The sequence below is a fragment of the Pseudomonas sp. GW821-FHT09A09 genome, from assembly GCF_059418405.1.
Window position 1 is genome coordinate 41,212 of sequence record NZ_JBWKPU010000035.1, and the last position, 19,878, is coordinate 61,089.

Genomic DNA, 19,878 nt, shown 5'->3' on the forward strand with positions numbered 1-19,878 from the left:
CCATGATGGACGCCTTCGAACTCCCCCAAACGCTGGTCCAGTCCCTTCAACGTCGCGCCGCGCAGACCCCGGACCAGGTCGCCCTGCGCTTCCTCGCCGACGCCGCCGAGCACAACGTGGTGCTCAGCTACCGCGACCTGGACCAGCGCGCCCGCACCATCGCCGCCGCCTTGCAGGCCAATGCGGATTTGGGCGACCGTGCCGTGCTGTTGTTCCCCAGCGGCCCGGATTACGTCGCGGCGTTCTTCGGTTGTCTCTACGCAGGCGTGATCGCGGTGCCGGCGTATCCGCCTGAATCCACGCGCCGTCACCATCAGGAGCGCCTGCTGTCGATCATCAGCGACGCCGAGCCGCGCCTGCTGTTGACCATCGCCAGCCTCGCCGAGGGCCTGTCGCAGATTGAAAATGCGCCCCCCGTCTTGAGCGTCGACAGCCTGGAAAATACCGGCGATTGGACGGCCCCCGACCTGCACCCCGACGACATCGCCTTCCTGCAATACACCTCCGGTTCCACCGCCTTGCCCAAGGGCGTGCAAGTCAGCCACGGCAACCTGGTGGCCAACGAAGTGCTGATCCGTCGCGGTTTTGGCATCGACCTCAACCCAAGCGACGTGATCGTCAGCTGGCTGCCGCTGTACCACGACATGGGCTTGATCGGCGGCCTGCTGCAACCGATCTTCAGCGGCGTGCCCTGCGTGCTGATGTCGCCGGCCTACTTCCTCGGTCGGCCGTTGCGCTGGCTCGAAGCGATGAGTGAATACGGCGGCACCATCAGCGGCGGCCCGGACTTCGCCTATCGCTTGTGCAGCGAGCGGGTCAGCGAATCGGCCCTGGAGCGCCTGGACCTGAGCCAATGGCGTGTGGCCTATTCCGGCTCCGAGCCGATCCGCCTCGACACCCTGGAACGCTTCGCCGAGAAATTCGCCACCTGTGGGTTCACTCCGAACAACTTCTTCGCCTCCTACGGCCTGGCCGAGGCCACCTTGTTTGTCGCCGGTGGCACCCGTGGCCACGGCATCCCGGCACTGCGTGTTGATGAGCACGCCCTGGCCGCCAACCGCGCTGAACCGGGGCAGGGCAGTGCGATCATGAGCTGCGGCACCAGCCAGCCGGAACACGCGGTGCTGATCGTCGACCCCCACACCCTCACCGAGTTGGCCGACAACAGCGTCGGCGAACTCTGGGCTACTGGCCCGAGCATCGCCCATGGCTACTGGCGCAATCCCGAGGCCACCGCCAAGACCTTTGTGCAGCACGCCGGCCGTACCTGGCTGCGCACGGGCGACCTGGGCTTTGTCCGCAACGGCGAGGTGTACATCACCGGCCGCTTGAAAGACCTGTTGATCGTGCGCGGCCACAACCTCTACCCGCAGGACATCGAGCAGACCATCGAGCGTGAAGTGGAAGTGGTGCGCAAGGGCCGTGTCGCGGCATTTGCCGTGAATGACCAGGGCCTGGAAGGCATCGGCATCGCCGCTGAAATCAGCCGCAGCGTGCAGAAAATCCTGCCACCCGAAGCGCTGATCAAGGCGATCCGCCAAGCCGTGGCCGAGGCCTATCAAGAGGCGCCAAGCGTGGTGGTGCTGCTCAACCCCGGCGCGCTGCCCAAAACCTCCAGCGGCAAGGTGCAACGTGCGGCCTGTGCCCTGCGCCACGCCGATGGCAGCCTCGACAGCTACGCACAATTCCCCGACCTGCAGGCGCAAGTTGGCGACGCAGCGCTGGAATCCGAATTGCAGAGCCAGATCGCCGCGATCTGGTGCGAGCAACTGCACGTGGCAACGGTCGCGGCGGATGATCACTTTTTCCTGCTCGGCGGTAACTCCATCACCGCCACCCAAGTCTTGGCGCGCCTGCGTGAGACCCTCGGCCTGGAGCTGAACCTGCGCATGCTGTTCGAAGCCCCGACCCTGCAAGGTTTTGCCGCCAGTGTCGCGCAATTGCAGCAGGACGGCGGCGTGGCCCAAGGCGCGATCCATGCCTTGTCGCGCCAGGACGAACTGCCTCAATCCCTGGCACAGAACCGCCTGTGGATTACCTGGCAACTGGACCCGCAGAGCAGCGCCTACACCATCCCCGGTGCCCTGCGCCTGCGCGGCGAGCTGGATGAAGATGCCGTGCGCGCCAGCTTCCAGCACCTGATCGAGCGCCACGAAGCCCTGCGCACACGCTTCTATGAGCGAGACGGCCAGGCCTTCCAGCGAGTCGATGCAACCACCGGATTCGACCTGCAAGTCATCGACCTCAGCGACCTGCCCGCCGCCGAGCGTGAGGCCCGCGCGCAACAGATCCGCGAGGACGAAGCACGCACCCAGTTCGACCTGGAAAAGGGCCCGCTGCTGTGGGTGACCCTGGTGCGCCTGGACGATGAAGAGCACCAGCTGCTGGTGACGCTGCACCACATCATCGCCGACGGCTGGTCGCTGAACATCCTGATCGACGAATTCTCCCAGCTGTACGCCGCTGCCACCCAAGGCCAGCGTCTGGAGCTGCCGGCACTGGCCCTGCAATACGCCGACTACGGCAGTTGGCAGCGCCAATGGCTGGCCGAAGGCGAGGGCCAGCGTCAACTGGCGTACTGGAAAGCGCAATTGGGCGATGAGCATCCAACGCTCAGCCTGGCCACCGACCATCCGCGCTCGGCACAACACCGCCGCAGTGCCGAACGCCACACCGTGCGCCTGGGCGCGAGCCTCAGCGAAGCCATTCGCCAGACCGCCCAGGCCAACGAATCCACCCCTTTCATGCTGTTGTTGGCGGCGTTCCAGAGCCTGCTCTATCGCTACAGCGGCCAGCGTGATATCCGCATCGGCGTGCCCAATGCCAACCGTCCGCGCCAGGAAACCCAAGGCCTGGTCGGCTTTTTCATCAATACGTTGGTGTTGCGTGCCGAGCTGGACGGGCGCCTGCCGTTCACTGAGCTGTTGACCGCGACCCGCCAAGCAGCGCTGGGGGCCCAGGCTCACCAGGACCTGCCGTTCGAACAACTGCTGGAAGCCTTCCCCCAAGCTCGCGAACAAGGCCTGTTCCAGGTCATGTTCAACCACCAGCAGCGCGACTTGAGCGCCTTGCGCCGTCTGCCCGGCATGCTCGCCGACGAGCTGCCTTGGCACAGCCGCGAAGCCAAGTTCGACCTGCAACTGCACACCGAAGAAGACCGCAACGGGCGCCTGAGCCTGTCGTTCGACTACGCCGATGAACTGTTCGAAACTACGACCATCCAGCGCCTGGCCGAGCACTATATCAACCTGTTGCAGGCCGTCTGCGAGCAACCCCGGCAAGCCATCGGCGACCTGGCGCTGATGCCGCACGACGAGCAGGCGCGTTACAGCGAAGCCCCCTGCGCGCCGGCCCGACAGTGGCTGCCCGAATTGCTCAGCCAGCAAGTCTCGGACAACACCGCCCTGGTCTGGGACGGCGGCAGCCTGACCTTCGCCCAGTTGCACACCCAGGCCAACCGACTGGCCCATTACCTGCGCGACAAAGGCGTCGGCCCGGACGTGTGTGTGGCCATCGCCGCGGAGCGTTCGCCGCAGTTGTTGATCGGCTTGCTGGCGATCATCAAGGCCGGTGGCGCCTACGTGCCGCTGGACCCGGATTACCCCGCCGACCGCCTGGCCTACATGCTCAAGGACAGCGGCGTGCACCTGCTGCTGACCCAGACCGCGCTGCTGGAACGCCTGCCGACAGCCGAGGGCGTTTGCGTCATCGCCATGGACAGCCTGCACCTCGATAGCTGGCCGACCCAGGCCCCCGGCCTGCACCTGGATGGCGACAACCTTGCCTACGTGATCTACACCTCCGGCTCCACCGGCCAGCCCAAAGGCGTGGGCAACACCCATGCGGCCCTGGCCGAGCGCCTGCAGTGGATGCAAGCCACGTATCAGCTCAACGACACCGACGTGCTGATGCAAAAGGCGCCGATCAGTTTCGACGTGTCGGTGTGGGAATGCTTCTGGCCACTGATCACCGGTTGCCGCCTGGTACTCGCTGGCCCGGGTGAACACCGTGATCCGCACCGCATCGCGCAGTTGGTGCAGGAACACGGAGTGACCACCCTGCACTTTGTGCCGCCGCTGTTGCAGCTGTTTATCGATGAGCCGCTGGTGGCCGAATGCACCAGCCTGCGCCGCCTGTTCTCCGGCGGTGAAGCCTTGTCTGCCGAATTGCGCAATCGCGTGTTGGCGCAGTTGCCGGCGGTGCAATTGCACAACCGCTATGGCCCGACCGAAACCGCGATCAACGTGACCCATTGGCACTGCACCGCCGCAGATGGCGAGCGCTCGCCGATTGGCCGCCCGCTGGGCAATGTGATCTGCCGCGTGCTGGATGAGCAGCTCAACCCCGTGCCGCTGGGCGTGCCGGGCGAGTTGTGCATCGGCGGTATCGGCCTGGCCCGGGGTTACCTGGGGCGCGCCGGGTTGACCGCTGAGCGTTTTGTCGCCGACCACCAGGGCGCACGCTTGTATCGCACCGGTGACCGTGCCCGCTGGACGGCCGATGGGGTCATCGAGTACCTCGGCCGCCTCGATCAGCAGGTCAAGTTGCGTGGCTTCCGGGTAGAACCGCAAGAAATAGAAGCGCGCATGCTGGCCCTGGACGGCATCGCCCAGGCCGTGGTGCTGGTGCGTGATGCGCAACTGATCGGTTACTACACCGCCCACACCGAGCGGGATGAAACCGATGTAAAAACCGCCCTGGCTGCCGAACTGCCGGAGTACATGGTGCCCGCGTTGTTGATGCGCCTGGACAGCATGCCCCTGAGCCCCAGCGGCAAGCTCGACCGCCGTGCGTTGCCCGAGCCCGTGTGGCAAACCCGCGAGCACATCGAGCCCGAAACGCCGTTGCAACAGCAGATTGCTGCGATCTGGCGTGAAGTTCTCGGCGCGCCGCGCATCGGCCTGCGCGATGACTTCTTCGCCCTCGGCGGGCATTCGTTGCTCGCCACCCAGATCATCTCCCGCACCCGCCAGGCGTGCGATGTGGAGCTGCCGCTGCGCACCCTGTTTGAAGCCAGTGAGCTGGGCGCCTTTGCCGAGCAGGTCGGGCAGATCCAGGCCTCGGGCCAGCGCAACCAGCAAAGCGCAATTGCCAAGGTCGACCGCAGCCAGCCTGTGGCGTTGTCCTATTCCCAGCAGCGCATGTGGTTCCTCTGGCAGATGGAGCCGGACAGCCCGGCCTACAACGTGGGCGGCATGGCGCGCCTGCGCGGCGTGCTCGACGTGGGCCGCTTCGAGGCCGCGTTGCAAGCCTTGATCATGCGCCACGAAACCCTGCGTACCACCTTCCCGAGCGTGGATGGCGTGGCGTACCAGAAGGTCTCGCCACAGACCGGCCTGCGCATGGACTGGCAGGACTTCTCGGCATTCAAGGAAACCGAGTGCCAGCAGCGTCTGCAGCAACTGGCCGAACACGAGGCCCACACCCCGTTCAACCTGGAAACCGGGCCACTGTTGCGCGCTTGCCTGGTCAAGGCCGGCGAGCAGGAACACTACCTGGTGCTGACCCTGCACCACATCGTCACCGAAGGCTGGGCCATGGACATCTTTGCCCGTGAACTCAGTGCGCTGTATGAAGCCTTCATCGACGAGCGCGACTCGCCGCTGGCGCCGTTGCCGGTGCAGTACCTCGACTATAGCGTTTGGCAGCGCCAGTGGCTGGAGTCTGGCGAACGCCAGCGCCAACTCGACTATTGGACGCAGCAGTTGGGCAGTGAACACCCGTTGCTGGAACTGCCCGGCGACCGCCCACGGCCACCGGTGCAAAGCCACCAGGGCGAGCTGTACCGCTTTGACTTGAGCGATGACCTGGCCGCTCGCGTGCGTGCCTTCAATGCCGAGCGCGGCCTGACCTTGTTCATGACCATGACCGCCACCCTGGCCGTGTTGCTCTATCGCTACAGCGGCCAGACTGACCTGCGCATCGGCGCGCCGGTGGCCAACCGTATCCGTCCGGAAAGCGAAGGGCTGATCGGCGCGTTCCTCAACACGCAAGTGCTGCGTTGCCAGCTCAACGGGCAGATGAACGTCGGCGAGCTATTCGAGCAAGTGCGTCACACCGTAATCGAAGGCCAGTCCCATCAAGACCTGCCGTTCGACCACTTGGTGGAAGCCCTGCAACCGCCGCGCAGTGCGGCGTACAACCCGCTGTTCCAGGTGATGTGCAACGTGCAGCGCTGGGAATTCCAGCAAAGCCGGCAACTGGCCGGCATGACCGTCGAGTACCTGGCCAACGATGCCCGCGCCACCAAGTTCGACCTCAACCTGGAAGTCACCGACCTCGACCATCGCCTGGGTTGCTGCCTGACCTACAGCACCGACCTGTTCGACGAGCCGCGCATTGCACGCATGGCCGAGCATTGGCGCAACCTGCTGGAAGCGTTGATCGCCGATCCGCACCAGCGACTCAGCGAACTGCCGTTGCTCACCGTCGTCGAGCAACACGCGTTGCAAGACAGCCTGAGCATCGAACAGGGCGAACATCGCCTCGACCAGTGCATTCATCAGCTGTTCAGCCAACAGGCCGCAGCCCGAGGCGATGCCCCTGCACTGACCTTTGCCGGCGCTACCCTCAGCTACCGCGAATTGAACGAACGCGCCAACCGCCTGGCCTGGATGCTGCGCGAGCGCGGCGTCGGCCCGCAGGTGCGTGTCGGCCTGGCGTTGCCGCGTTCCCTGGAAATGGTCGTCGGCCTGCTGGCGATCCTCAAGGCCGGTGGCGCCTACGTGCCGCTGGACCCGGAATACCCGCTCGACCGCCTGCACTACATGATTGAAGACAGTGGTATCGGCCTGCTGCTCAGCGACGCGGCGATGTTCGAAGCCCTCGGTGAATTGCCGGCGACGGTGGCGTGCTGGTGCCTGGAAGATGACCTGCCGGTGCTTGCCAACTACCCGTCGGATGAGCTGCCGTTTATCAGCCTGCCGCAACACCAGGCGTACCTGATTTATACCTCCGGCTCTACCGGCAAACCGAAAGGCGTGGTGGTGGCCCACGGAGAGATCGCCATGCACTGCGCAGCCGTGATCCAGCGCTTCGGCATGCGTGCGGACGACTGCGAACTGCACTTTTATTCGATCAACTTCGATGCCGCCACCGAGCGTTTGCTGGTGCCGTTGCTCAGCGGTGCCCAGGTGGTATTGCGCGCCCAGGGCCAGTGGGATGCCGAGGAAATCTGCGGGCTGATCCGCACTCATCGCATCAACATCCTGGGCTTTACACCCAGCTACGGCAGCCAGTTGGCGCAGTGGCTGGCGACCCAGCAACAGACCTTGCCGGTGCGCATGTGCATCACCGGCGGCGAAGCACTGACCGGCGAACACTTGCAGCGCATTCGTGCGGCGTTCCTGCCCGAGGTGTTCTTCAATGCCTATGGTCCGACGGAAACCGTGGTCATGCCGCTGGCCAGCCTGGCGCCCGAGCAACTGGAAGAGGGCGCTGGCAGCGTGCCGATCGGCAGCATCATCGGCGACCGCGTGGCCTACATCCTCGACGCTGACCTGGCGCTGGTACCCCAAGGCGCGACCGGCGAGCTGTACGTCGGCGGGGCTGGTTTGGCCCAGGGTTATCACCAACGCCCGGGCATGACGGCCGAGCGTTTTGTCGCTGACCCGTTCGCCCATGACGGCGGGCGCCTGTACCGCACCGGCGACCTGGTGCGCCAACGCGCCGATGGCTTGGTGGAGTACCTGGGGCGGATCGACCATCAGGTGAAGATCCGTGGTTTCCGCATTGAACTGGGCGAGATCGAAACCCGCCTGCTGGAGCACGAAGCCGTGCGTGAAGCCGTGGTGCTGGCGCTGGATTCGCCGAGCGGCAAACAGCTGGTGGCGTACCTGGTCAGCGATGCCGAGCACGGCGCGCTGCGTGACGCACTGAAGGCTCATCTCAAGGCGCAACTGCCGGACTACATGGTGCCCGCGCACCTGATCGTACTCGACAGCATGCCGCTGACCGCCAACGGCAAACTCGACCGCCGTGCCTTGCCGCAACCGGACCCGGAGGCCAACCGTCAACAGTACGTGGCTCCGCGCAATGAACTGGAAAGCACGTTGGCCGCCATCTGGTGCGCAGTGTTGAACGTGCAGCAAGTCGGCCTGGACGATAACTTCTTTGAACTGGGCGGCGACTCGATCCTGTCGATCCAGGTGGTCAGCCGTGCGCGGCAGGCGGGCATTCACTTCAGCCCCCGCGACCTGTTCCAGCACCAGACCGTGCAAACCCTGGCCGCCGTCGCCACGCGTACTGAGCAAGTCACGGCGGAGCAGGGTGTGCTCACCGGCCGCTCGGGGCTGACGCCGATCCAGCATTGGTTCTTCGACACCGAGATCCCGAACCGCCAGCACTGGAACCAGGCGCTGTTGCTCAAGCCGTTGCAACTGCTCGACCCACATCGCCTGGAGCAAGCGCTGCTGGCGGTGCTGGAGCACCACGATGCCCTGCGCCTGAGCTTCACCTCGCGTGATGCGCAATGGCACGCCGAACACTTGGCTGTACCGCAAGGTGGCGTGCTGATGCAGGCGCAAGTGCGCGACATGGCTGATTGCACCGCGCTGTTCACCGACACCCAACGCAGCCTCGACCTGGAACACGGCCCGCTGTTGCGCGCCTTGCTGGTGGACGGTCCCGAGGGCCAGCAACGCCTGCTGATTGCGATTCATCACCTGGTGGTGGACGGCGTGTCCTGGCGTGTGTTGCTGGAAGACCTGCAAAACGTCTATCGCCAATTGAGCGACGGCCAGTCCGTCAGCCTGCCAGCCAAGACCAGTGCGCTACGCGATTGGGCCGCCCGCTTGCAGGCCTATGCCGGCAGTGAATCCCTGCGTGAAGAATTGAGTGTGTGGCAACACCAGTTGGCCGGGCCTGACGCGGCATTGCCGGTGGCGCGCCCGCAAGGCTCGCTGCGCAATCGCGACGCCGACACGGTGAGCGTGCGCCTGGGCATCGAACCTACCCGGCAGTTGCTGCAACAGGCGCCGAGCGCGTATCGCACCCAGGTCAACGACCTGCTGCTGACCGCCCTGGCCCGTGTGTTGTGCCGCTGGAGCGGCCATGCTTCGGCGCTGATCCAGCTGGAAGGTCACGGCCGCGAAGCGCTGTTCGATGACATCGACCTGACCCGCAGCGTCGGCTGGTTCACCAGTGCTTACCCGCTGCGCCTGACGCCGCAAGCCGGGCAGGGCGATTCGATCAAGGCGATCAAGGAGCAACTGCGCGGCGTGCCGCACAAAGGCTTGGGGTATGGCGTGCTGCGTTACCTCGCGGAGGAGGGGGTCAAGCACGCCATGGCGGCGTTGCCGACGGCAGGCATTACCTTCAACTACCTCGGCCAGTTCGACCAGAGCTTCGGCAGTGATGCGCTGTTCCACCCGCTGGACGAATCCGCAGGCCTGGCCCACGACCCCGACGCGCCGCTGCCCAATGAGTTGAGTGTCGACAGCCAGGTGTACGGCGGCGAGCTGGTACTGCGCTGGACCTTCAGCCGCGAGCGCCATGACACACACACCATTCGCGAACTGGCCGATGCGTACCTGGCCGAGTTGCAAGGCCTGGTCGCCCATTGCCTGCAGGACGAGGCCGGTGGCCTGACGCCGTCCGACTTCCCCCTGGCGCACCTGACCCAGCCGCAACTGGATGCGCTGCCGGTACCGGCCGGCGTCATTGAAGACGTGTACCCGCTGACGCCGATGCAGGAAGGCTTGCTGTTACATACCTTGCTGGAGCCGGGCACCGGCCTCTATTACATGCAGGACCGCTACCGCATCAACAGTGCCCTGGACCCCGAGCGTTTCGCCCAGGCCTGGCAGGCGGTGATCGCCCGTCATGAAGCCCTGCGCGCCTCGTTCTGCTGGAACGTCGGCGAAGACATGCTGCAAGTGATCCACAAGCCGGGCAGCACGCCGATCGAATACCTGGATTGGAGCAACGACCCGGAAAGCGAACAGGAGCCGCGTCTGCAAGCCTTGCTCAAGGCCGAGCGCGAAGCCGGGTTCGATCTGCTCAACCAGGCGCCGTTCCACCTGCGCCTGATCCGCGTCGGAGCCGAGCGCTATTGGTTCATGATGAGCAACCACCACATCCTCATCGATGCCTGGTGCCGTTCGTTGCTGATGAACGATTTCTTCGAGATCTACAGGGCCCTCGGCGAAGGCCGCGACGCGCAGTTGGCCACGCCGCCGCGCTATCGCGACTACATCGCTTGGCTGCAACGCCAGAACCTCAATGAAGCGCGCCAGTGGTGGCAGCAGAACCTGCAAGGCTTCGAGCGCACCACGCCGATCCCGAGCGACCGGCCATTCATGCGTGACCACGCCGGCCACGGCGCCATGGTGGTGGGCGACTGCTACACCCGCCTGGATACCCGCGACGGCGCACAACTGCGTGAGCTGGCCCAGGCCCATCAACTGACCGTCAACACCTTCGCCCAGGCGGCATGGGCCTTGGTGCTGCGTCGCGTGAGCGGCGATCGCGACGTGTTGTTTGGCGTGACCGTGGCCGGGCGCCCGGTGGAAATGCCTGAGATGCAGCGCACCGTCGGCCTGTTCATCAACAGCATCGCCCTGCGGGTGAAGCTGCCCGAGGACGATCAACCCTGCAGCGTGCGCCAGTGGTTGAGTGGCTTGCTCGACAGCAACATGCAGTTGCGCGAGTACGAATACCTGCCGCTGGTGACCATTCAGGAGCACAGCGAACTGCCCAAGGGCCAGCCGCTGTTCGACAGCCTGTTTGTGTTCGAAAACGCCCCGGTGGAAGTCTCGGTGCTGGACCATGCACAAAGCCTGAATGCCACCTCGGACTCCGGCCGCACCCACACCAATTTCCCGCTGACCGCCGTGTGCTACCCGGGCGATGACTTGGGCCTGCACCTGTCCTATGACCAGCGCTATTTCGACGAAACCACCGTGCAAGGCATGCTCGCTGAGTTCAAGCGCTTGCTGTTGGCGCTGGTGCAGGGCTTCCATGGCGACATGGCCGACCTGCCGTTGATTGGCGAACAGGAACGCGCGTTCCTGCTGGACGGCTGCAACCAGAGCGAACACGCCTACCCGCTGGAGCGCAGCTACATCGCGCTGTTCGAAGAGCAGGTGGCCGCGCATCCGCACCGCATCGCCGCCAGTTGCCTGGACCAGCAGTGGACCTATGACGAACTGAACCGCCGCAGCAACGGCCTGGGCCACGCGCTGATCGCAGCGGGCGTCGGCCTGGATCAACCGGTGGCCTTGCTGGGCGAGCGTAACCTCGACCTGCTGGGCATGATCATCGGCAGCTTCAAGGCCGGTGCCGGCTACCTGCCGCTGGACCCGGGCCTGCCCAGCCAGCGTCTGCGCAGCATCATCGACTTGAGCCGCACGCCGCTGCTGGTGTGCACCGAGGCATGCCGCGAGCAAGCCATCGAGCTGCTGGACGGCTTCGACTGCCAGTTGCTGGTGTGGGAAGAAATCCCGGCGCGTGGCGAAAACCCCGGCGTCTACAGCGGCCCGGACAACCTCGCCTACGTGATCTACACCTCCGGCTCCACCGGCCTGCCCAAAGGCGTGATGGTGGAGCAGCGCGGCATGCTCAATAACCAGTTGAGCAAGGTGCCGTACCTGGACCTGAGCCCGGTGGACGTGATCGCGCAGACCGCCTCGCAAAGCTTCGATATTTCCGTATGGCAGTTCCTCGCCGCGCCGCTGTTTGGCGCTCGTGTGGACATCGTGCCGAATGTGATTGCCCATGACCCGCAAGGGCTGCTCGCCCATGTGCAGGCTCAAGGGATCACCGTATTGGAAAGCGTACCGTCGCTGATCCAGGGCATGTTGGCCCAGGACCGTATCGGCCTGGACGGTCTGCGCTGGATGCTGCCGACCGGTGAAGCCATGCCGCCTGAATTGGCGCACCAGTGGTTGCTGCGTTACCCAGAGATTGGCCTGGTGAACGCCTATGGTCCTGCGGAATGCTCGGATGATGTGGCGTTCTTCCGCGTCGACCTGGCCTCTACCCGTGGCACTTACCTGCCAATTGGCACGCCGACTGACAACAACCGCCTGTACTTGCTCGATGGCGCACTGGAGTTGGTGCCGCAAGGCGCCGTGGGTGAGGTGTGCGTGGCGGGCACGGGTGTTGGTCGCGGTTACGTCAGCGACCCGTTGCGCACGGCACCGGTGTTTGTGCCGAACCCGTTCGGCGCACCGGGTGAGCGGCTGTATCGCACCGGCGATTTGGCGCGCCGTCGCAGTGACGGTGTGCTGGAGTACGTCGGGCGTGTCGACCATCAGGTGAAGATTCGCGGCTACCGCATCGAACTGGGTGAAATCGAAGCGCGCCTGCACGAACAACCGGAAGTGCGCGATGCGGCGGTGGGCGTGCAGGAGGGCGTCAACGGCAAGCATCTGGTCGGCTATCTGGTGGCGGCGGATGAAGCACTGAACCCAAGTGAACGCCTGGACCGCATCAAGCAGCGCCTGCGTGCCGAATTGCCGGAATACATGGTGCCGCTGCACTGGCTATGGCTCGACCGCCTGCCGCTCAACGCCAACGGCAAACTCGACCGCAAGGCGCTGCCGGCCCTGGAGATCGGCCAGTTGCACAGCCAGGATTACCTGGCGCCGCGTAACGAAATGGAAACCACCCTGACTGCGATCTGGGCTGAAGTGTTGAAAGTGGAGCGGGTTGGGGTGCAGGACAACTTCTTCGAACTGGGCGGGCATTCGTTGTTGGCCACGCAAATTGCCTCGCGGGTACAGAAGACCTTGCAGCGGGATGTACCGCTGCGGGCGATGTTCGAGTGCAGCACGGTGGCGGAGTTGGCCGAGTACATCGAAGGGTTGGCGGCCAATGAGATCAGTGCCGAGAAGGTGGATCGGTTGAGTGATTTGATGGCGGAGTTGGAGGGGCTTTAATCTTTATCGCCTGGTCTGACGCCATCGCCGGCAAGCCGGCTCCTACAGGTGGAATGCGTTCCCATTGTAGGAGCCGGCTTGCCGGCGATGGCGTCTGCCTGGACGCCGCTTATTTCGGCCCGAGAATCTTCACCAACTTATCCGGCGACGGCGCCCCTTGTTGCTGCTGCAACCCACCCTTGTCATCCAGGTAGAAAATCGCCGGCGTCGCCGACAATTCCAGCTCATCCATCAACTTCATATGGCTATCAAGCGTGGCCGCGATATCTGCCGGAATCTTGGCCAGCGCCTGCGATTTATGGCCTTTTACCGGCGGCTTCGTGTTGTTCCGAGGCTTCTGCGGGTGCGGTAGCGGAGTTGGCTGAGTGTATCGATGGGATGGCGGCGAATCAGATCAGTCTCGACAGGTGGACCCATTGAGTGATTGGGCGGCGCAGTTGGAGGGGAACAAGATTACCTTCGGTCGGAAAAACACGCCTGCTGCGTTAAAACTGTCAATTCTGACAGTAGGCGAAAGGGGGACAAAAGAGCTCACTAAAGGGACATCCCTGGATCTCGTGCTTACCGAGGCCCGTAGCCCTTTGAACACGGAGCTTTTGTCATGGCTAAAGAAAAAGCAACAGCTAAAAACACTTCAGAGCCCATCGAAACTCAAATTCAAAAAGCGCCCAAACCCAAGGCGGTGGAAGTTGCCGCTGCGCTGATTTCCAGTGAGGTGGACAACACGGTCGTGCCTTCTCGAATGCCAGGTTCATACCTGACCGTTGACCCACGCATGGACAGTTCACCTATCACCGTCAAGTTCAGCGCCAAGGAGGCGCCTGAGCTGGTATTTGAGGACATTGTGGATTCCAGTGGTCAGTCAGGGGCGAGGGATATCGCCTTTCCTTTGGGTTACTTGACGAAACTCATGGGGTTCACAGCCCGCATTCTGTATACAGGGCGCTCGCAAGGGCAGGCAGTGGCGTCATTGGCCAAAGAAGTGGGGATATCGTTTTACCCCGCCAGTGAAAGTGAAGCGCTCGCACCTTACTTACTCCACGAAAAAATCGTCCACAACACCCCGACTTACGACATGCATGACCACGCCGGGGATGAAACAGTGCTTGTGCCTGTCCCTCCTCTGGCCAAAAAGGGTGACAAGGTTTATTGCACGGCTGTCACTGAGCAGGACGCTATTCCCTACACGTTTTATACCGTGGTGTATGGCCACGTGTTAACGGAGGAAGAGGCCGTCGCCGGGCACGTACTCAAATTCTTTATAGCCCGTGGCTGGCTGGCACGCCGCAAGCCCTGGCGCTCCATCACCCTTCAATCTGCCTGGATAACCAGCGGTTTGGCGGCCGAGCCCCCGGCTGATATCGACCCTCACCTTGAGACGCGCCTGCCGGCCAACGCCCTCGAAATCCAGCGCCGTCGCACGGCTGCGTTGATCGTTGATCATGGGTTGGACCTGCTGCCTCCTCATCTGCGGCAGTCTGTGCAATACAACGGTGGATGGTGCCTTAACCCCGAACTCACCAAGGCTGGCGGGAACGTTGACGTTCCCGGCTTCGACAGTTATGCCGACGATGTCGTCTGTTTTCATGTCAGTGGTCCAGGTTTTGGCACGAAGCCTCTTGGCTGCGTGACAATTGAGCAGGACGGCGACCTTGCTTCAATTGAGCTCTCGGCGTGTGACATTGCCTGTTTCTTCGATAAAACGATGACGCTGGGCTACACAGTTCAATTTCCCAATAGCGAAGGGTCGCAGCCATCACCAGAGCAGAGCGTTAACGTTTCAGTGCCCCAGCTCCCTCATTCCGATATTGAGGAAGCCACTCAAGGGACGGTGGACCTCGTTACATTCCCGGGGAATGCCACGGCCCTGGTGCCGGTGTGGAGCTATGCCGAGTGTTCAAATCGTTGTTGGATGTGGTTGATAGGTAAGCGCGCAGAGGGAGGAACCTATCGGTTCGATATTTTAACGAGCGAGCCCGTGACGGATGAATGGAAAAACAAAGGGGTTGAAGCGTTTGTTTTGAGGGCTGAACTGCAGAAGCTCGACGATTGCAGCGTGTTTGAACTGCATTTCGCGGCAGGTTTTTGTGACACCACTGATTTGGCGGGAGCCCATGAATTCCCTGTTCAGACATTCAAGATCGAACAGGAGCCTTTGGTGCTGCTTGCGCCTCAGGTGACTGAGGCAGTCGGCTCAGACTTGACCGCCTACAACGGGCGCAATGGCGTGCATGTCGAGGTGAATTACGTCGGTAACGATCCGCGCCACAGCATCAGCGTCTGCTGGAAAAAACCGGACGGTACTTGCTGGCCATTGGCATCAAAACCCGGCAGTAACACCGCGAGTGTCGTCTTCACGCTGCCTGCGGAAGCGGTGATCGAAAGCATGGGCAAGACCGTCCCGATTACGTACACCGTGACAACCGCGTGCAAACTGCAGACGTCGCTGCCGTTGAACTTGAAGATCACCCTGCCGGTACGGCTGGAACCCCCCAACGTGTTGGAGGCCACACCGCCCAGGACTCAGAACGCCGTTCTGGACCTGAGAGCGTTTGCCGGAAATGCCTATTCCCTTGAGGATCCGATGTGGTTCATGCGAGAGTGGCAGAAGTGCTGGCTGGACGCGACCGGAACAAAAAAAGACGGAAGTAACTACTCATTCTCTGTCTATGCTGCCAGAACTGTTGCAGCAGGAGAGGTAGCCGCTGGAGTTGAAAGTCCTGTACTTCGAAGCGAGCTTGAAAAGCTGAGAGACGGCACCGCTCTTACTTTGGTTTTTAGTATAGCTACGGATGGAACGTCGGTTAAGACTAATGCTGTTGTATGTCCTTCACGGGTGCTGATCATCCGTATGATAACTACGACATTCGACGATTTTAATGCTCTCCCCTATGGTCAGTATCCGGCCGGTACCAGTATTGATACGCCGACTATGACAATCAGGGCGCAGTCAGGTACGGTCGGTATCCATGCTGCCAACCCGGCGGTCCCGGGGATGACTTCAGGGAATGCTATTGCATTGAATTGTGCCGCGACTACCGAAGGGCCGATGCCCACTCAAACGGTTGATGTGTTTTTCAAGCGTGGTTATTCGCGTGTCAGGTTTTCTTTTACACGTAACGCGTATTATGGAAGTTTTAATTTTTACAGTACGTCTGGGGCTCTTCTCGGTAGTCGATCTGGAATGCCATTAAATAGTCGAGTTGATTTCAGCGCCCCGGAGGGGCAGCAAATTGGTCGAATGAGTGCTACCAACCAACAACATTCATATTTGGACGACTTTGAACTTGATTATTAAGTAGACGGTGTCACCTATGCTCGCGCTCATAAAAATATGGGAGCGGGCATACGGCTACTTAGGCCTCAGGAACTTCATCAACTTGTACGGCGAAGGCGCCCCCTGCTGCAAATCACCCTCCTCATCAAGATAGAAAATTGCTGGCGTCGCCGATAACGCCCGCTCATCCATCAACTACATGTTCGATGGGTTGGCGGCCAATGACATCAGTGTGGAGAAGGTGGATCGGTTGAGTGATTTGATGGCGGAGTTGGAGGGGCTTTAATCTTCACTGTCTGTCAGGGCGCCATCGCCGGCAAGCCGGCTCCTACAGTGGGAACGTATTCCACCTGTAGGAGCCGGCTTGCCGGCGATGGCGTCTGCCTGGACGCCGCTTATTTCGGCCCCAGGATCTTCACCAACTTATCCGGCGACGGTGCCCCTTGCTGTTGCTGCAACCCGCCCTTGTCATCCAGGTAGAAAATCGCCGGCGTCGCCGACAATTCCAGCTCATCCATCAACTTCATGTTCGCATCGAGCTTGGCTTCGATATCGGCCGGGATCTTGTCCAGCGCCTGCAACTTGCTGCCTTTACCGGCGGCTTCGTGTTCTTCCAGAGCCTTCTGCGGGTCTTTGGCGGCGAACAGCGCGGCGGATTTGCCTGGGCTGTCTTCGCGGATGATGCCGACCATGATGTGGCGCAACTGCACCTTGCCGGCCTTCACCCACGGGCGGGCCTGTTCCCAGAACATGTTGCAGTAGGGGCAGTTGGGGTCGCTGAACAGGTAGACGATGCGTGGCGCGTTTTTGTCGCCGTCCTGGATCCAGCTGCTTTTTTCCATCTTGGCCCAGACTTCCTTGGCCATCGGCGCGTACACCAGTTTTTCCAGGGGGGCGCTGCTCAGGTCGTTGCCCTGGGCGTCATACAGGTTGCCGGCGATCACATTTTTGCCGTCGGCGGTCAGGTACAGGGCCATGCCGCGGTTCTGGTACTGGGCGGCATAGCCGGTGAGGCCGCTGGGAGCGTCGAATTTGCCGAGGATCTTGGCACCCTTGGCCTCGATCTGTTTGATCGGAGCGGGCCAGTCTTCGGCCTGGGCCAGGGTGGCCGCCAGGGTCAGCGGCAGCAGGGTCAGCAGGTGGCGGAGGCTTGGCATGTCGGTTTCCTTATTGTGGCGTCGAAGGGTTCCATGGCACGGGCCAGGCTGGCCTGGGACAGTTCGCCCAGGTGGCTGTTGATCAGCCGCCCATCGGCTTGATAGAACAGAGTAGTCGGCAAGGCCATGGAGCCCACGGCCTGGCCGAGGCGACCGCTGGCGTCGAACAGCACGTTGTCCAGCGTCAGGCCCTGGGTGGCCAGAAACGTGCTGACGCTTTGCATGCTTTCGGCCTGATTGACGAACAGGAAGGTCACGTCGGGGCGTTGGTGCTGCGCGCGCTCCAGCACCGGCATTTCGCGTCGGCACGGCGGGCACCAGGTGGCCCACAGGTTGATCACCAGCGGGCCGCCTTTGTAGTCGGCCAGTTGCACCACGTCGCCATTGGCGTTACGCAAAGTAATTTCAGGCAGTTGCGAGCCCTTGTCATAGAGGCTCAGGGACAAACTGGTCAGGCCCCAGAACACCAGGCCGGTGACCACTCCGGCGCCCAGCGGCTTGCGCAGGGCCGGGCGGCGCCAGCCGTAGGCCAAGGCGCCGAGTATCAGCACGATCACGCCGGGCCAGGCGAGGAAACCGCCGTCGCGCAGGTCGACCATCTGCAGCCAGTCGTTGCGGTAATCGCTCCAGTACATCAGCACAAAGCTGATGCGCGCCGCCAACATGCCCAGCAGGAACAGGCTGAACAGCACCGATTCCGGGTTCTCACCGCCACGCTTGGCCACGCGCCAGCCCACCACGGTGGCCAGGATCAGCGCGCTGATCAGCAGGATGTGATTCAGGGCGATGGCGAAAGTACCGATGGTCAGGGTCAGCATCAGCGCGCGTCTCGGGTTTGCGTCCAGCGTTGCAGGAAGGCGGCGGCATCCACTTCGCCGGTGATGCGTTGGGCGCGGCGTTCTTCACCGTCCGGGCCGATCCACACAAAGCTCGGCGGCCCTGGCACTTTGTAGCGGCCCAGCAGCTCGCGGCTGGCGGCGTTGTCGGCGGTGACGTCCAGGCGCAGCAGGCGTACATCCTTGAGGGCGTCCATCACCTCGGGTTTACCGAAGACCTGTTTTTCCATGATCTTGCAGGACACGCACCAGTCGGCGTAGTAGTCCACCAGCACCCACTGGCCCTGGGCCTTGGCGGCGTCGAGCTGGCTTTGCAGCACGGCCGGGTCGTTGATCGTCATGAAGGCGTCGTGGGCGCTCGGTGCAGCCGCCACTGTCGAGCCGCTGTAGACCTTCAGCGGTTGCCACAGGTCATCGCTGCCACCGGCCGCACCCACCACCAACACTGCACCCCACAGGCCCAGTACCAGGGAGCCGGCGCCGAACACCTTGGCGGCCAGGCCGTATTCGCGGGCCAGGGTCCAGCCGCAGTAAGCCATCACCAGCGCCAGCACGCCCCACAGGCCGAGCCACAGGCTTTCGCCAATGACCGGGCGAATCATCAGCACGGCGGTGCCCAGGAACAGGAAACCGAAGACGCCCTTGAGCACGTTCATCCAGGTGCCCGGCTTGGGCAGGAAGCGGTTGCCCACGGTTACCAGCAACAGCAGCGGAATGCCGATGCCGATGCCCATGGCAAACAGGATCAGCCCGCCGTGCAGCGCGTTGCCGCTCTGGGCGATATACAACAGGGCGCCGGCCAGAGGCGCGGTCATGCACGGGCCCACCAGCAGGCCGGACAGCGCGCCAAGGATGCCCGCACCCACCAGGCTGCCGCCGCTTTGCTGGCGGCTGACGTTGTCCAGGCGATCACGCAGGAAGGCGGGCAGTTGCAGTTCAAAGAAGCCAAACATCGGCAGGGCGAGGATCACGAAGAGTGCGGCGAAACTGCCGAGGATCCACGGCGTTTGCAACAGGGCGGCGAGGTTGCTGCCCGCCAGTGCGGCCAGTACACCCAGTGCCGCATACACCAGCGCCATGCACACCACGTAGCTGCTGGCCAAGGCAAAACCACGGCGCGGGCTGGCGCCACTGCCTACCACCAGGCCGGCCAGGATCGGCAGCATTGGCAATGAACACGGGGCAAATGCCAGCAACAAGCCCAGGCCAAAGAACACCAGCAGGCTCCAACCGAGGCTGCGCTGCTGCAGGCCGCTGGCCAGGCTCTGGTCCTGGGCTTGTGCGGTTGCAGCCACCGCAGGGTTGCCGCCCAGGTCCACGGTGATCGACTGCGGCGGGTAGCACAGGCCTGCGTCGGCGCAGCCTTGCCAGCCCAGCTTGACCTGGCCGGTGGCGCCGGCCGGGATCTTCACTTCCAGGCCCTGGCGGTACACTTGCTGTTCGCCAAAGAATTCGTCGCTGTGGGCTTCACCCTGGGGCAGCGTCGGTTTTTCGGCCAGGCCGTCGAACTTCATGCGCTGCTGGTACAGGTAATAACCGTCGGCAATCTGCCAATACAGCTGGGTTTCGCCACTTTCCAGGCGTTCGGAGGTAAAGGTGAAGGCTTTGCCCACCGGGAGGAAGTCAGGTTTGGTCTCAAAAGGATTGCCTGGCGCTGCCTGGGCGAATCCTGCGAACAACACCAGCAAAAAGGTAAACAGATGCCGCATGGTCAAGCCTTAGTTCGT

General features: G+C 62.8%; 5 protein-coding genes and 2 pseudogenes. 2 read left to right on the forward strand and 5 right to left on the reverse strand.

Features of this window, described 5'->3' with window-relative positions:
• Positions 1 to 2 precede the first annotated feature (2 nt).
• Entirely contained in the window at positions 3 to 12,881 is a 12,879-nt protein-coding gene (locus AC07OV_RS24790) for a non-ribosomal peptide synthetase (RefSeq protein ID WP_495093169.1), read from the forward strand.
• Positions 12,882 to 12,990: 109 nt separating this feature from the next.
• On the opposite strand, the pseudogene AC07OV_RS24795 reads toward AC07OV_RS24790, so the two are convergent.
• Positions 12,991 to 13,219, reverse strand: a pseudogene (locus tag AC07OV_RS24795) (thiol:disulfide interchange protein DsbG); the annotation flags it as partial.
• Positions 13,220 to 13,482: 263 nt separating this feature from the next.
• Here AC07OV_RS24795 and AC07OV_RS24800 point away from each other — a divergent pair.
• Positions 13,483 to 16,179 carry a hypothetical protein gene (locus tag AC07OV_RS24800; protein ID WP_494998892.1) on the forward strand — a complete coding sequence of 899 codons (2,697 nt, stop codon included), beginning with the start codon at positions 13,483 to 13,485 and terminating at the stop codon, positions 16,177 to 16,179.
• Positions 16,180 to 16,233: 54 nt separating this feature from the next.
• Here AC07OV_RS24800 and AC07OV_RS24805 read toward each other — a convergent pair.
• The 4 genes and pseudogenes from AC07OV_RS24805 to dsbD form a co-directional block, all read right to left on the reverse strand.
• Positions 16,234 to 16,353: pseudogene (locus AC07OV_RS24805) on the reverse strand (thiol:disulfide interchange protein DsbG); the annotation flags it as partial.
• Between the two features lie 200 nt (positions 16,354 to 16,553).
• Positions 16,554 to 17,315, reverse strand: coding sequence for a thiol:disulfide interchange protein DsbG (gene dsbG / locus AC07OV_RS24810; protein ID WP_495093170.1), 762 nt, complete (start codon positions 17,313 to 17,315; stop codon positions 16,554 to 16,556).
• Entirely contained in the window at positions 17,291 to 18,133 is an 843-nt protein-coding gene (locus AC07OV_RS24815; protein ID WP_494998890.1) for a prolipoprotein diacylglyceryl transferase family protein, read from the reverse strand. Before AC07OV_RS24815 ends, dsbG begins: the two co-directional genes overlap by 25 nt.
• Positions 18,133 to 19,860: a protein-disulfide reductase DsbD gene (gene dsbD / locus AC07OV_RS24820; protein WP_495093171.1), complete on the reverse strand. Its 1,728-nt coding sequence runs from the start codon at positions 19,858 to 19,860 to the stop codon at positions 18,133 to 18,135. Before dsbD ends, AC07OV_RS24815 begins: the two co-directional genes overlap by 1 nt.
• Positions 19,861 to 19,878: the final 18 nt, after the last annotated feature.

Coding starts and splice junctions, on each gene's coding strand:
- AC07OV_RS24790 (WP_495093169.1), top strand. CDS start 3: ATGATGGACGCCTTCGAACTCCCCCAAACGCTGGTCCAGTCCCTTCAA.
- AC07OV_RS24800 (WP_494998892.1), top strand. CDS start 13,483: ATGGCTAAAGAAAAAGCAACAGCTAAAAACACTTCAGAGCCCATCGAA.
- dsbG (WP_495093170.1), bottom strand. CDS start 17,315: ATGCCAAGCCTCCGCCACCTGCTGACCCTGCTGCCGCTGACCCTGGCG.
- AC07OV_RS24815 (WP_494998890.1), bottom strand. CDS start 18,133: ATGCTGACCCTGACCATCGGTACTTTCGCCATCGCCCTGAATCACATC.
- dsbD (WP_495093171.1), bottom strand. CDS start 19,860: ATGCGGCATCTGTTTACCTTTTTGCTGGTGTTGTTCGCAGGATTCGCC.